This is a genomic window from Ignavibacteriota bacterium, assembly GCA_016716225.1.
GTDB lineage: Bacteria > Bacteroidota > Ignavibacteria > Ignavibacteriales > Melioribacteraceae.
Map to the genome: position 1 here is coordinate 4,145,578 of JADJWT010000001.1, position 14,470 is coordinate 4,160,047.

Annotated in this window: 13 protein-coding genes; 3 read left to right on the top strand and 10 right to left on the bottom strand. The window is 30.9% G+C overall.

All coding sequences use genetic code 11. The features are described 5' to 3' along the window. The 9 genes from IPM32_17805 to lipA form a co-directional block, all read right to left on the bottom strand. Positions 1 to 825: a 2-oxoglutarate oxidoreductase gene (locus IPM32_17805; protein MBK8947105.1), complete on the bottom strand. Its 825-nt coding sequence runs from the start codon at positions 823 to 825 to the stop codon at positions 1 to 3. Next, positions 822 to 1,892, bottom strand: coding sequence for a 3-methyl-2-oxobutanoate dehydrogenase subunit VorB (locus IPM32_17810; GenBank protein ID MBK8947106.1), 1,071 nt, complete (start codon positions 1,890 to 1,892; stop codon positions 822 to 824). The genes IPM32_17805 and IPM32_17810 overlap by 4 nt, the downstream gene beginning before the upstream one ends. Beyond that, on the bottom strand, positions 1,889 to 2,176 hold the full coding sequence (locus tag IPM32_17815; protein ID MBK8947107.1) for a ferredoxin family protein: 288 nt from the start codon (positions 2,174 to 2,176) through the stop codon (positions 1,889 to 1,891). The genes IPM32_17810 and IPM32_17815 overlap by 4 nt, the downstream gene beginning before the upstream one ends. 649 nt (positions 2,177 to 2,825) lie before the next feature. Further along, complete coding sequence (locus tag IPM32_17820) at positions 2,826 to 4,214, bottom strand: Gfo/Idh/MocA family oxidoreductase (protein MBK8947108.1); 1,389 nt, start codon at positions 4,212 to 4,214, stop codon at positions 2,826 to 2,828. Between the two features lie 33 nt (positions 4,215 to 4,247). Then, positions 4,248 to 5,366, bottom strand: coding sequence for a DUF5009 domain-containing protein (locus IPM32_17825; GenBank protein MBK8947109.1), 1,119 nt, complete (start codon positions 5,364 to 5,366; stop codon positions 4,248 to 4,250). Between the two features lie 16 nt (positions 5,367 to 5,382). Continuing rightward, on the bottom strand, positions 5,383 to 6,231 hold the full coding sequence (locus IPM32_17830) for a nucleotidyltransferase (GenBank protein MBK8947110.1): 849 nt from the start codon (positions 6,229 to 6,231) through the stop codon (positions 5,383 to 5,385). A 44-nt stretch (positions 6,232 to 6,275) separates the two neighbouring features. Beyond that, positions 6,276 to 7,358 (bottom strand): GHMP kinase, encoded by a 1,083-nt coding sequence (locus IPM32_17835; protein ID MBK8947111.1) that lies wholly within the window; start codon positions 7,356 to 7,358, stop codon positions 6,276 to 6,278. Positions 7,359 to 7,390: 32 nt separating this feature from the next. After that, positions 7,391 to 9,040 carry a sodium:solute symporter family protein gene (locus tag IPM32_17840; protein ID MBK8947112.1) on the bottom strand — a complete coding sequence of 550 codons (1,650 nt, stop codon included), beginning with the start codon at positions 9,038 to 9,040 and terminating at the stop codon, positions 7,391 to 7,393. 302 nt (positions 9,041 to 9,342) lie between these two features. After that, a complete protein-coding gene (gene lipA / locus IPM32_17845; GenBank protein MBK8947113.1) occupies positions 9,343 to 10,242 on the bottom strand; it encodes a lipoyl synthase in 900 nt (299 codons plus the stop codon). A 179-nt stretch (positions 10,243 to 10,421) separates the two neighbouring features. Here lipA and IPM32_17850 point away from each other — a divergent pair, with 179 nt between their 5' ends. The 3 genes from IPM32_17850 (at position 10,422) to IPM32_17860 (ending at position 12,812) form a co-directional block, all read left to right on the top strand. Beyond that, positions 10,422 to 10,823: a zf-TFIIB domain-containing protein gene (locus IPM32_17850; GenBank protein MBK8947114.1), complete on the top strand. Its 402-nt coding sequence runs from the start codon at positions 10,422 to 10,424 to the stop codon at positions 10,821 to 10,823. Positions 10,824 to 10,850: 27 nt separating this feature from the next. Then, positions 10,851 to 11,405 (top strand): LemA family protein, encoded by a 555-nt coding sequence (locus IPM32_17855; GenBank protein MBK8947115.1) that lies wholly within the window; start codon positions 10,851 to 10,853, stop codon positions 11,403 to 11,405. Positions 11,406 to 11,597: 192 nt separating this feature from the next. Continuing rightward, complete coding sequence (locus tag IPM32_17860) at positions 11,598 to 12,812, top strand: M48 family metalloprotease (protein MBK8947116.1); 1,215 nt, start codon at positions 11,598 to 11,600, stop codon at positions 12,810 to 12,812. Here IPM32_17860 and IPM32_17865 read toward each other — a convergent pair. Continuing rightward, positions 12,809 to 14,353: a 2-oxo acid dehydrogenase subunit E2 gene (locus IPM32_17865; protein MBK8947117.1), complete on the bottom strand. Its 1,545-nt coding sequence runs from the start codon at positions 14,351 to 14,353 to the stop codon at positions 12,809 to 12,811. The two genes, IPM32_17860 and IPM32_17865, sit on opposite strands and share 4 nt — an antisense overlap. Positions 14,354 to 14,470: the final 117 nt, after the last annotated feature.

The window sequence follows — 14,470 nt, forward strand, 5'->3', positions numbered from 1 at the left end:
TTAATTCCTCCCATTTGGTAACTTAATATCGCCAAGCGGATAATATGGAAGCATATTTTCTTCAAGCCAGTGATTTGATTCTATTGGAGTCATCTTCCAATTTGAAGGACAATTAGATACAATTTCAATAAAACAAGTTCCCTTATTATCTTTTTGTAATTCAAATGCTTTTTGAATAGCTTTTTTTGTTTTGCGAACATTATTTGGTTTGTGAACTGATTGACGAGTTACGTAATAAGTTCCTGGCAAAAGTGCAACTAACTCAGTTATTTTTAATGGATTTCCCATTGTTGCTACATCTCGTCCAAATGGAGATGTTGTTGATTTCATTCCCGGTAAAGTTGTAGGTGCCATTTGTCCACCAGTCATTCCGTAGATGCCATTATTGATAAAAAGAATTAAAATATTTTCACCACGATTACAAGTGTGAATTGTTTCACCGGTTCCAATTGCAGCTAAATCGCCATCACCTTGATATGAAAAAACATATTTTTCCGGAAGAACTCTTTTAATTCCAGTTGCCGCAGCAGAAGCTCTTCCATGAGCTGCTTCTGAAAAATCAATATTTAAATAATTATATGCTAGAACTGAACATCCAACCGGAGCAACTCCAATAACATCCGATTGGATTCCCATTTCATCAATTACTTCTGCTAAAATTCTATGAACAACTCCATGACCGCAGCCTGGACAATAATGCATATCAACATCTAACAAAGTTCCAGGTTTTTCATACACAATATTTTCCGGTGAAATAATTTCAGCGTGTTCACATCTTAATGTATGTTCAAAATGTTCATCATCAATTAATGCTTTTTCATTCATGCGGCACCTCCAACTAATTTTTCTTCAATTGCCTTTAAAATTTCTTCTGGACCCGGAACAACTCCGCCCATTCTTCCATAAAATTTCACCGGAATTTTTCCGTTTACCGCAAGCCTAACATCTTCAACCATTTGTCCGGCACTCATTTCAACATCTAAAATACTTTTTACTTGATCAGAAAGTTTGTTGATAATTTCATAAGGATAAGGGAATAATGATATTGGTCGAAGTACACCGACTTTAATTCCTTTTTCTCTGGCAAGATGTGCTGCTTTTGTACAAATTCGGGCAACTAATCCATAAGCAACAATTAGATAATCGGCATCATCACAATCAATAGCTTCATATCTAATTTCATTCTTCTCAATTTCCTTATATTTTTTTTGAAGATGGATATTAATAATTTCCATTTCTTCTGCTTTAAGATTTAACGAAGTTATAATATTATGATTTCTTTCTTTCACTTTTCCGGTTAATGCCCAATCTAATATTTCAAATTTTCTTTCTTGCTGAGGAAATAAATCAACTTTTTCCATCATTTGACCAAGAGCGCCATCCGTTAAAATCAATACCGGATTTCGATATTGAAATGCTAACTCAAATCCTAATTTTACAAAATCTGCCATTTCTTGAACTGTTGCGGGAGCCAAAACAATTAATCTATAATCTCCGTGTCCACCGCCTTTTACGCTTTGAAAATAATCACTTTGCCCAGGTTGGATAGTTCCTAATCCAGGTCCACCACGATTAACATTAACCAATAAGCAAGGAAGTTCTGCACAAGCAATATAAGAAATTCCTTCTTGCATTAAACTCATTCCCGGGCTTGAAGATGAAGTCATAACTTTCTTTCCGGTTCCGGCAGCACCGTAGACCATATTGATTGAAGCAATTTCACTTTCTGCTTGAAGTACAACCATACCAGTTCTGTTTTCAGCTTCGCGACTTAAATATTCCAAAACTTCTGATTGAGGAGTAATTGGATAACCAAAATAAGCATCGCAGCCGGCACGAATTGCAGCTTCGGCTAATGCTTCATTACCTTTCATTAATTGTAAATCTTTCATTCGTTCACCTCAATTGAAATGTCAGAAGAAATATTTTTTACTTCAGCGATTTGTTTATTGCCACTTTCTGTTTTTCTGTAAACCGTAATTGCACCTTCCGGACAAACCAAAGCACAATTTGTGCAACCGGTACAATTATCAATAACTTTTACGATGTACAAATAACCTTTGTTGTTTACTTGGCGGGCTCTTTGAAGTGAATCTTGCGGGCATGCTTCAACGCAAAGTTCGCAGCCTTTGCATTTTTCGATATCAATAATAATATCGCCTTTTACTTTTGCCATAAAAACTCCAATAATTTCTTTCAATGTTATTTAGAGTATAATATTTATGCCAAAATATTTATAAAAATTCATAAAAAGAAGTAAAACAAAAAATTTGTTTAAGTTGAATAGGCTCAATTTAGATATAGACTTTAGGTCTGATTATTTAATAAAATCCATATTTCTTATCAGATTTGAGAATGATTGAATTGAAATGAGAAAGAGAAAATGTTAAAACGTATAACAAACTAATAAACGTTGAAATGTTAAGATGAATAAACGTAGAAATAAAAAACGTTAAAAGTGAAATGTGAAAAAAAACGAAAGAAAAATTTGTCAATATGAGGTGTAAAATAACGTGAGAATTTTAGATATAGAAATAAGTAAAAATGAAAAGGCAAAAACGAGATTTCTCATCAAAAAACAATTCGACATGACAGACTTCGATAGTTTCGATTCCGATGTTTTTTATCGGAAGAAAAATCTCTAAAAAAATATATCAGTTAGTTAACAGATTAAAAGATTTAAAAATCCCATATAAATTGATTGTTTCATCAAAAATCATTAAGCAGCATATAAATCTTTTTTAATATTATCAAAAATGCCATCTTTCAAAAAGTTGTCATCTTTTAACTTCCAACTTTAATATTTTACTCAAATGTATGAATTATCAAATTCCAAAAATTGGTTTATTGGTCATCCATCTTCCTCTTGTAAAATCTGGAAAATATTGCGGTGAACTATTATTTTGAATTGATGCTTCGGATAAAGGAGTTATAACGCTCCATGCTGCTGCATCATATACATCAATTGGCGGATTTTTTTCTTCTTTTACTGAATCAACAAATTGTTTAATTGTGAAATAATCGATACCACCATGGCCAGCATTTGCCGCATTTTTTTCTTCTTCAGCCCAAAGCGGATGATCATTTTGTTTCATGTATTTATCAAAATTTTCATTTACTTCCCATTCATGCTGAGGCGATTTTCCTTCAAGATAAATTCGTCTTCCTTCAAAATCTCCGCACCAAACTCCTTTTGATCCATGTAATGTAAATCCCCAAGAATATGGGCGCGGAAGGCTTGTATCATGATTTAAAATAATTGTTTCATCATTTGCAGTTTTAATTACTGAAGTTATAATATCTCCCAGTTTCCATTTCAATTTTGCATTCGGATGATCTTCTCCACCTTTTGGATTATTAACAATATAATCTTTTAATCCAACTGCTTTTGTGGCTGTAGATGTTAAAGTTACAAATCTATTTCCACGATTTATATCAAACCAAGTAGCTACTGGACCAAGACCGTGCGTGGGATAAACATCAGCATTTTGATTTATATAGTATTGAGTTCGCCATCTTGCTTCTCCTAAAGCTTTTTCACCAAATTCAACACCGCCGCCGTAAGTTTGATTGCCGCCATTAAAAAGAACTTCGCGTAGATCATGTCGATATCCGCAAGTTGCATGAACTAATTCACCAAATATTCCTTCTCTAATCATTTTTAAAACTGCCATTGATTCTCTTGCGTAGCATACATTTTCTAAAATCATTAATGGAATTCCGGTTTCTTCGTAAGTGTTTACCAAATCCCAGCATTCTTCTAAAGTATTTGCAGCAGAAACTTCAACGCCCGTAAATTTTCCGGCTTTCATTGAAGCAACCGACATTCTCGCATGCCAAACCCAAGGTGTGGAAATTATAACTCCATCTATATCATCTCTTTCTAATAATTTCATAAATGAAAATTCGTCACCGGTATAAACTGTAACTTCCTTGCGATTATTATCTCTTAGTAATTTTTGAGTTTTAGTAATTGTATCTGGATCAATATCACAAATTGCAGTAATTTCTGTATCTGTTCTTTGTGCTACTAATTCTACATGAGAGCGCCCTCTTCCACCAACTCCAATAAACGCTATATTCGTTTTGCCGGATGGTTTTGCTCTTTTAAATTTATTTTTTTCTTCAGATTTAATCAATGATGGTGAAACTGCCATTCCAAAACCGGCCATTGCAGCGGTTTTAATAAAATCTCTTCTTTTAAAATTGTTCATAAAATTTCCTTCAATCTATTAAGAATTACAAAATCAAATTTTGAAAAATATTTTTTTCTTGAATAACCAATAACATAAATATAACTCAATTGAAAAAACTACTAACGAATTTATAATATTTGAAATCTCTTGATGTACCGATAAATATTGAGCGAAACCACTCACAAAAATATTTACAAATTCGTTAAACCACTGCCCACCGAGAGTTTGACTAAACATATAAATAAAAATGGGATTCATTCCAACAACAACAAAAATTGTCATTCCCTTATTGAAGCTTTTCAAATCAACTAAATAATAAAATATTGCTAACGTTAATAAACTCCATCCACCTGAAACAATTACAAATGAACTTGTACAAATTCTTTTAATAATTGGAGTAATTCCTAGAAAGTCTAAACTATAACCGGCAACAATTCCAATAATTCCGGCAATTGCAATTATTTTAAATTTATCTAAATTTTCTTTTTTACTGAATAAAATTTTTCCGGCAATTACTCCCCAAATTGTGTGAGCAGAAGTTGGAAGAAAATTTATTACAACCCAGCCGCCATCATTGATTTTATTCATTAAAATTAAATCCATCCAAGAACCAAAGTTTCTTCCAATTTCAAATGGTTGATTAAATCCTTCAATGTTTGAATATCGATATAAAATTTCTGTGAGAAATAAAATTAGTATTGTAATTATGAATTGATAACGAATTCTTAAATTAAAAATTGCGTATGATATTAGAATTGTAAAGCCCAGTTGTGTTAAAACATTCCACAATTCCCAAACTAATTTTTGCGAATAACCGCAATGCAAAATAACCCCAAAGAAAAATAGTGTAACACTTCTAATTAAAATATGTTTTGTAATTTCACTTTTAGCAACACCTTTGCTTAATCTTTTATTGATTGAAAATACCATTGCAACACCCACAATGAACATAAAATACGGTTGAATCAAATCCCAAAATCTTAATCCATTCCACGGATGATGATGAAATTGCAAAATTAGACTATTGAAAAAACTTCCTTCACTTGTTGCTTCCCTAACGTATCCATAAAATTCAGTTCCTTCTAAAACAAGAAAACTCATAGTTAGTCCTCTAAAAAAATCTAAAGATAATAATCTTTCATTTGGCATTAGTGTATTTTGGATATTCATATGTTGTCTAATTATATTAAAATTTACCATTTGAATTGAAGTTAAAATTTATTTTTTCAAATTCTTTCATTAAATATTTTTTAACCGGAATTATGTCTTTTTTGCTTGTCAAATCCGGCATGTGTTCTTTCATTTTAAAAGTTTTTAAACTTTGAGGAAATTTATCAATCATATTCTTAATTGCAGTTGGTAATTCCTTCTCATTTCTATCGGGATGAAATTGAACATTTTCCAAAAATGAATATATCATATTAAAATCTAATTTGAAAATATTCATACTCACACCAACAAATCCATCTTGCGTTTTTATTTGTTCAATTATTTGTGCAGAGGGTTTTTCAATTATATCAAGAAGAAATTCATTCTCATCAATTTTTGTTACTGCAAATTTTTCAACCCGTTCTTTTTCAAATTCAAAACCATCTCTATCATAATTTATCATTGCATTCTTGAATTCTGTATTTATCATTAAATTTAAAGCTTTTACAGAATACAGATTATCACTATTACAAACTGTAAACTCATCATTATTTAGCCATGGAGAAACTTTTAAAGCAGAAAATAAAGCATCCGCAGTTCCTAAAGGTTTAATTCTGTTAGATGGAATAAATTGTGTTGCATATGTAATTTTTAATCCGAGAAAATCATTAATTTCGTTTGAACCGTAATACTGCTTTATGGAATTATCTTTTTCTCCTATTACAATTATCACATTTTCATAACCGGATTTTTTTATATTGAATAATAAATAATCAAGGAAAGGACGATACCCATTTCCAACACCAATCATAGCTTTGGATTTTTTATCTGCATCTTCCAATAATTTATTTTCAACCGATAAATTTTCATCGGTGGGATTTTTCATTCTCGAACTAATTCCGCCGGCGAGAATTATTACTGTTTTACTTTTCAAGAAACTTCCTCATAAATTTCTTCAACTGTTCCTTTATCTACTTCAACAATAAAAGTATCTGAGCTGATTTTTTTTACGGCTTCCAAAACTTGTTCAGTATTTTCCGGAGCATAAGCAAACATACAACCACCACCTCCGGAACCATTTATTTTAGCACCGTAAGCACCAGCTTCCAATGCTGCATTAATCATTTCTTCAATTTTAGTAGTTGAGATTTTTAAAACATCCCTTAAAATATTATGGTGATCAGTCATCAATTTTCCTAAATATTTATGATCAATTTCATCTGATTGTAAAACCTTTTCAGCTTCAAAAGTTAAATCACGATTTCTAATTGTACCATAAAGTAATTCAAACTGATTATCACTTAACTTTGTTTTATATTTTTCTATATCATTCATATTTATAGTTTGAAGTGAAAATTCTGAATTGTTTTCTTCAAGTAATTTTGTTAAAGCAAGAACTTTATTTTTTACATTTGCTAAAATAAATTTTGTATCCTTTGGTTCGTTAGAATTACCTAAAACAAATTTTCCTAATTTTGCATTTACTTTTTTTAAATCAATTTTTAAATATGAATTTAGATGAATTATTCCTCCAACTGCTGTAGAATAATGATCCATCATTCCTCCGGGCTCACTAAATTCTAGTACTTCAGCTTCGTAGGCTAGAAGTGCAATTTCTTCGGTAGAAAGATTTTTTTCTTGATCACTCATTCTTGTTAAGAAATTTATCCAGCTAACCATTAATGCGGATGAGCTTGATGTTCCGGCATTTATTGGAATATTGCTATTTATTGTGCAGTCAAATCCTTTAGAAAATGTAAATCCTTTTCTCTGTAAAACATTTATTGCACTTTTAAAATAATCTCTTTCAACTTCATATCTAAGTTCGCCATTCAGTAAAAAATTTTCTTCCGAATTAATATCCGGCATTTGAATATTTATCAATTTATCATATCGATGTTTTCCTTGAACTACAATTCTTCTCGAAATTGCACTTGCAATAATTGGCAAATGTAAATAATCTTGATGTTCACCGAATAAACATACTCTTCCCGGAGTAGATATTTTAAGTATGTTATTATCTAAATCCAATTTTAACCTCTATATTAATTCGTATATGTTCTTGCTAATCCGCCGATAAAATAAATCACCATTCCGGCAATTGCAATATGTGAAGCATACTCGTACGCGCTGCTTCCCGAAATTACGCCAATTAAAAATATTAATAATCCAGCGAATAAAATTCCTAAACTAATTTTACCTTTAAATGTTTTGGGAAATATATGATAGACATCATTTGCTTTGATTTCTTCATCACTTGTTGATCTAGCTTTCCAAATTGCCGACAAATTTGGATTTTCAACGTTAGTTTTAAAAATAAAACTAAATAAAGGAGTTGCAATAATTGTAACGCCGGCGCTGATAAAAGTTGTTAAATTAAAATCGTAATTTAAAATAAATTGTCCAACAGCTCCAGAAATTGCACCGAAGCTATATCCCAAAATTGCACCTTTCCAATGAATTTTTTTCCATAGTAATCCGTAGAAAACTGCAATTATAAAAAGCGGCATATCCATAATTGCAATAATTGTTAAATAAGCATTTACTGCTCCGCCCAACATCGGAACCCAATATGTAAAAAGCATCATTGCAATTCCGGTAATTATGGTAACAACTCTTGCTACAAATAAAAAATCTTTTTCGGTTGCATTCCGCTTCAAAATATTTGCATAAATATCACTTGTAAAAATTGTTGCAACTCCATTTAGATTTCCGGAAATTGTGGAAAGTTGTGAAGATAATAATCCAACAACAATAACTCCTAAAACAATATTTGGAATATGATTTGCAATCAATATCGGAACCGCTGAATCTGGGTTTTGAAGAGCTGGATATAAAACTCTTGCTGCTAATCCCGGTAAATTCCATAACAATGCAAAAGGTGTTGTAACAATTCCGGCAAGCACTAAACCTTTAGCAACTGATCTTGTACTTTCAGCACCAAATGCTCTCTGCAATAATCCTTGATCAACACTTGCCCATTGAATTCCAAGAAGAAATATTGCTAAAATAAATTTCCAATTATATGTTCCTTCTTGCTGAACAAATGTTAATGATCCTTGGGGAAGTTTTTCAACTAAACCGGGCCACCATCCTACCAAGCTCATAACAATTGGTAAAAGAATTAATGCTCCCGCAAGCATTAGTATGAATTGAATTACGTCGGTTAAAGCAACCGACCACATTCCGCCTAACATAGTATAAAGTATTACCACAACTGAGAATATTAAAATCCAACCGGTAAATGATTCATATCCGGTAATGGTTTGAGCGGCAATAACAGCAGTATATAATACTACACCAAGCCAAAATGATAATCTAAAAATCCATATAAATGCTACAAAAGTTCTAACACCTTTACTGTATCTCATTTCTAAAAATTCGGGAATTGTTCTAATTCGTAAGCGTCTGAAAATTGGAATTATAAAAAGTCCGGAAATTACCATTGCCATGTTTCCGGTCCAAGTTTGCCATATTATTGAAATGCCTTCTTTGTACGCAATACCGGCTTGACCAACAAAACTATAAAGATTTACATTTGTTGCCGCTAAAACTGCTGCAAGTATAAATGGAGTTAACTGTCTACCGGCTAAATAGAAATCATCAGAATCTCCAACCCATTTATAAAAAATTGAGCCTATATAGAACATTGCTCCAAGAAATGTAAAAACAATTATGTAATCAATTGTATTCAAGAATTACTCCACAATTTTACTTTTTATTTCACTTCGTTTTTTTTGAATTAATATTTTAAATTCTTTAACGGGAACCATAATCCAAATTACCAATATACTAAATCCCGTAAGCCAAATACTCCAAGTGATCCAATCAAAATACATTTTTGCTCCAATATTTTTTGAATTTTTCTTTTTATAAATTTATTTTTTTGAAACTTTTATTTGGTAACATTAAAAGTATTTTTGATAGAGGCAAGAACTATTTTCGAAAAAAGATTTTTAACTATTTAAAATTTTGGATTTGCAAGAATAAACAAAAACTATTTAACATGTTTTTCTGCGTGATACGAACTTCTAACTAGCGGACCGGATTCAACAGCTTGAAATCCTAATTTTTTACCTTCTTCTTTGTACATTGCAAATTCTTCTAATGTAACATATCTATCAACCGATAAATGATTTTTTGTCGGTTGTAAATATTGTCCAATTGTCATTATATCACAATTATGATTCTTCAAATCCTTCATTATTTCTAAAACTTCTTCGGTTTTTTCACCGATTCCAACCATAATTCCACTTTTGGTTTTTAACCCTTTTGATTTAAACCATTTTATCAAATTTAAACTTCGCTGGTAATTTGCTTGAGGTCTTACGGCGTGATATAATCTCTGCACAGTTTCTAAATTATGATTTAAAATATCCGGTGGATTTTTCATAATAATTTCAAACGCTTCTGCATCGCCTTGAAAATCCGGAATTAAAATTTCAACCGTACATTGAGAAGCTTTCTCTCTAATTAATTCAACTGTTTTAGAAAATATTGCTGCGCCGCCGTCTTTTAATTCATCACGATTTACAGAAGTAATTACAACATGTTTTAATCCTAAATCTATAACAGATTGCACAACTCTGTTTGGTTCATCCCAATCTAAAAAAGTTGGTCTTCCAGATTTCACATCACAAAATCCGCAAGTTCTTGTGCATGTATCTCCCAAAATCATATAAGTTGCGGTTCGGCTGTTCCAACATTCTGCTAAATTCGGACATTTAGCTTCTTCGCAAACAGTGTTGAGTTTTGATTTTCGCATCATTGAAAGAACTTCACGATAATTATCACCGGAAGGCAATCTTACTTTTAACCAATCCGGTCTTCTTCCCAATTCAACTTTTTCATGTTCAACGTTAACTTTGTATTCTCTTTGATGCTTGTTTAATTTCATTTTATAAACTTTCTTTTTCTAATTTTAAATGTAAAAATAATCAAAACATTACTATAATATTAACATTTACAAAAATTACTTTATCGCTTTTTAAATTTTATTAACTTTAATACTATGTTAACTTTAGCACTTTCTTTAGATAATTTATTATATTTACTAACAGTTGAATTGAGAAAATTATGTTTTGCCCAAGCTGTAAAAATCCTATGATTGTTTTAGAGTTTGAAGGAATTGAAACTGATTATTGCCCAAACTGTGAAGGCATTTGGTTGGATTCCGGAGAACTTGAATTATTTCTTGAAGATTCAAAGGATAAACAAGAACTGTTAAATTCATTTAAACCAGCGAAAGAAGAAAAAGAAAATAAACGAAGATGCCCAATCTGCAACAAAAAAATGGGAAAGACTCGAGTGAGTGATGATAAAGATATTGTACTTGATGAATGTAAACGTGGTCATGGTTTATGGTTTGATAAGGGAGAAATTCTCGAAGTAATCAAAGAAGGTTCGACAAATAAAAACAACAAAATTATTAATGTTTTAGAAGATATGTTCAAAAAAAAGATTGAAACAAGAATTTAGAAGTTAGAATAAAAAAATGGAGGATAAATGAGTGCATTTTTAATTTTTGTGATAGCAATTGCTGTAATTGCAATGTATGCAGTTTCAATTTATAACGCTTTAGTCCGCTTACGAAATCAAGTGAAAAATGCTTGGTCGCAAATAGATGTGCAGTTAAAAAGAAGACATGATTTAATTCCAAATTTAATTGAAACTGTTAAAGGATATATGAATCATGAAAAAACTACTTTAGAAAATATTACCAGAGCAAGAAGTGCCGCAGTTGACGCAACTTCAGTTGCCGATAAATCCAAAGCTGAATCTGAATTAAGTGGAGCTTTACAGAAATTTAATTTAGTCGTTGAAAATTATCCCGATTTAAAAGCAAATCAGAATTTTCTTGCACTTCAAGAAGAATTGACAGCAACGGAAAATAAAATTTCTTTTTCCCGACAAAATTATAACGATCAAGTTTTATTTTATAACAATAAAATTGAAATGTTTCCATCTAATATTGTTGCTGGAATGTTCAAATTTTTAAAAGAAGAATTTTTTGAAATTGAAGTTGCAGCAGAACGCGAAGTACCGAAAGTACAATTTTAGGAAAATAAATCATAAATAATAAAAAACAAGCTACAAAAGTAATAAAGTACAAATTCTTAATAAAAAATTTTGTTTTACCACATTTTGTAACTAATAATATCTTAAAATTTCTTTTTGATATTTTAATTTGATTTTTGTGATTTTATATTTTATTGACTTTTAACTTATGACTATTAACTTTTGACTTATTTTATGTGGGAATTAATTCAAGCAAATAGACGAAAGTCAATTATACTTTTTTTTGCAATGGGAATTATCCTTCTACTGCTTGGATATTTTGTTGGAGAAACTTTTCTTGGTTATGGAAACGGTTCATTTGGAATTTTAATTGCATTTGTAATATGGTTAATAGTTTCAGCAATAAGTTATTTTGCAGGAAGCTCAATTATTCTTTCAATTAGCAATGCAAAAGAAGTTACAAAGGAAGTTCATCCGCAACTATTTAATATTGTGGAAGAAATGTCAATCGCTGCAAATCTTCCAAAAATTCCTAAAATTTTTATTGTAAATGAACAAGCTCCAAATGCATTTGCAACGGGAAGAAAACCGGAAGACAGCGTTGTTGCAGTTACTGCGGGATTATTAAGTCAACTTAATAGAAATGAATTACAAGGTGTAGTTGCACACGAAATTTCGCACATAATTAATAGAGATGTTTTGTTTATGACATTTGCGGGAATTATGCTGGGAATGATTGTTATAATTTCTGAGGTTTTTACAAGAGGTTATTTTTACGGCGGCGGTTCGCTAAACAGATATAAGAATAAATCTTCAAATGGTGGAAATGAACAAATTATTCTTTTAGTATTTTCTATAATATTTGCGATTACCGCTCCATTCTTAGCTCAGCTATTATATTTTGCGATTTCAAGAAAGCGTGAATATTTAGCAGATGCAAGCGCCGTAAGGTTAACACGTTATCCGGAAGGATTGGCAAATGCATTGGAAAAATTATCTCAAAACAGATTTAATTTAAATTCTGCAAACAAAGCAACTGCGGGAATGTATATTGTAAATCCACTTAAGAAAGCCGGAATGCAGATTGAAGATTTGTCTTCCACACATCCGCCGATTTCTGAACGAATAAAAATATTACGCGGAATGATGCACGGTGCTGATTTTGCCGACTATCAAACTGTTTACAATAAAATTAAAAATAATTCCGAAAAAATAATTCCAGCTTCCGGACTTAAAACAAAAGTAGATATTCCAATATTATCGCAAATAAAAGATGTTACAAATCTTGGGAAGAAAGAAGAACAAAGAAAACTTGGTGATATTGTAATGAATGTAAATGGATATAATTTTTACAATTGCAAATGCGGAGTTACAATTAAAGTTCCCCCAACTTTTAAAGGAAATTCTGTTAAGTGTCCAAGATGCGGTGAAGTTAATGTAAAAAATTAAACATTACTCACTTCAAAATTTTCCAAAGTTTCTTTTATAAATTTCAAAAACATTCCGCCCAACATTCCATCAATTAATCGGTGATCATGACTTAAGGTCAAATACATCATAGGTTTTATCGCAATTGTATCAATTCCTTCAACTTCGATTACAACCGGTTTTTTGACAACCGCCCCAACTCCAAGAATTGCAACTTCTGGCTGATTTAAAATTGGTGTGCCAAACAATGCACCAAAAACTCCGTAATTCGTAATTGTAAAGGTTCCGCCGATCACATCATCTGGAGTAAGGCCTTTATTTCTAGCTTTCAAACTAATTTCTGAAATTGATTTAGCCAAACCTCTAACATTTTTTTCATCTGCATTTTTAATATTGGGAACAACAAGACCGTTTGGTTCTAACGCAACTGCAATTCCTAAATTTATATTTTTTTTCAAAATAATTTTTTCTTCATCAATTGAAGAATTTACTAACGGAAATTCTTTTAATGCTTTAATTGCCGCATCAGCTATGAATGATAAATAAGTAAGTTTTACATTCTCATCTTTTAAAAATCTTTCTCTATACTTTTCAATGAAATTATGAATTTTAGTCATATCCACTTCCATCATTTCAGAAACGTGGACGGAAGTATCACGGCTATTTATCATATGTTCCATAATTTTTTTTCTAATGTTATCCATTGGTATAATTTCATCATTTTCTCTAATAGAAATATTTTTTTGTGAAAATATTTTTGGAGCAGAAACTGTTGTTACTGTACCTTTGGTTTTTACATAATCGAGAATATCTTTTTTTGTAATGCGTCCGTTTGTACCAGTTCCAGTAATCGAATTTAATTCACTCTGCGTAACACCTTCTTTATTGGCAATATTCATAACAACCGGTGAAATAAAACTATTTGAGTTGATTTTCCGAGTAGATTTATTTTCGTCAACTAAAATTTCTTCATCAAATAATTCACTGCCTTCCTTACTTTCTTTATCTACAATTTTTGTAATTCCGGATTTGGTAGATATTCTTGCAACAATTTTTCCAACTTCAACAACTTCATTTACTTTAAATAGAATTTCTGTAATGATTCCATCAACAGGAGAAGGAACTTCCGTGTCAACTTTATCAGTACTAATTTCATAAATTATTTCATCAACCTTAACTAAATCTCCAACATTTTTATGCCATTTAATAATTGTACCTTCATTTATGCTTTCACCCATTTTGGGCATTGGCAATTCTACTATAGAACCTACTTGATCGGTTGAGGGAATTTCATTTTTACTTTCAATAATAATTTCACTATTACCATTTGTTTCAATAACTGCTACAATTTCATTTATCGGAACAGTTTCATTTTCAAAAGCTTTTATTTCAATTAACGTTCCATCTGAAGGAGAAGGAATTTCGGTATCAACTTTATCCGTACTGATTTCGTAAATTATTTCATCTTTTTTAACTTTATCACCAACCTTTTTATGCCATTTTATAATTGTACCCTCGTTAATACTTTCACCCATTTTCGGCATAATAATATTTACTTTCATTGCTTCTCCAAAATCTGTAATTGTTAATTCAAATTACTTTGAAAATATTTTAATCATAATTTTGTGATCTTTAATTTCTAAAAATAATTAATATATACTTTAGTCGTCCAAAAAAAG

Bases quoted from the DNA above. Each gene is read 5' to 3' on its own strand.
- IPM32_17805 (MBK8947105.1), bottom strand. From the start codon at position 825: ATGAATGAAAAAGCATTAATTGATGATGAACATTTTGAACATACATTA.
- IPM32_17810 (MBK8947106.1), bottom strand. From the start codon at position 1,892: ATGAAAGATTTACAATTAATGAAAGGTAATGAAGCATTAGCCGAAGCT.
- IPM32_17815 (MBK8947107.1), bottom strand. From the start codon at position 2,176: ATGGCAAAAGTAAAAGGCGATATTATTATTGATATCGAAAAATGCAAA.
- IPM32_17820 (MBK8947108.1), bottom strand. From the start codon at position 4,214: ATGAACAATTTTAAAAGAAGAGATTTTATTAAAACCGCTGCAATGGCC.
- IPM32_17825 (MBK8947109.1), bottom strand. From the start codon at position 5,366: ATGAATATCCAAAATACACTAATGCCAAATGAAAGATTATTATCTTTA.
- IPM32_17830 (MBK8947110.1), bottom strand. From the start codon at position 6,231: ATGAAAAATCCCACCGATGAAAATTTATCGGTTGAAAATAAATTATTG.
- lipA (MBK8947113.1), bottom strand. From the start codon at position 10,242: ATGAAATTAAACAAGCATCAAAGAGAATACAAAGTTAACGTTGAACAT.
- IPM32_17850 (MBK8947114.1), top strand. From the start codon at position 10,422: ATGTTTTGCCCAAGCTGTAAAAATCCTATGATTGTTTTAGAGTTTGAA.
- IPM32_17855 (MBK8947115.1), top strand. From the start codon at position 10,851: ATGAGTGCATTTTTAATTTTTGTGATAGCAATTGCTGTAATTGCAATG.
- IPM32_17860 (MBK8947116.1), top strand. From the start codon at position 11,598: ATGTGGGAATTAATTCAAGCAAATAGACGAAAGTCAATTATACTTTTT.
- IPM32_17865 (MBK8947117.1), bottom strand. From the start codon at position 14,353: ATGAAAGTAAATATTATTATGCCGAAAATGGGTGAAAGTATTAACGAG.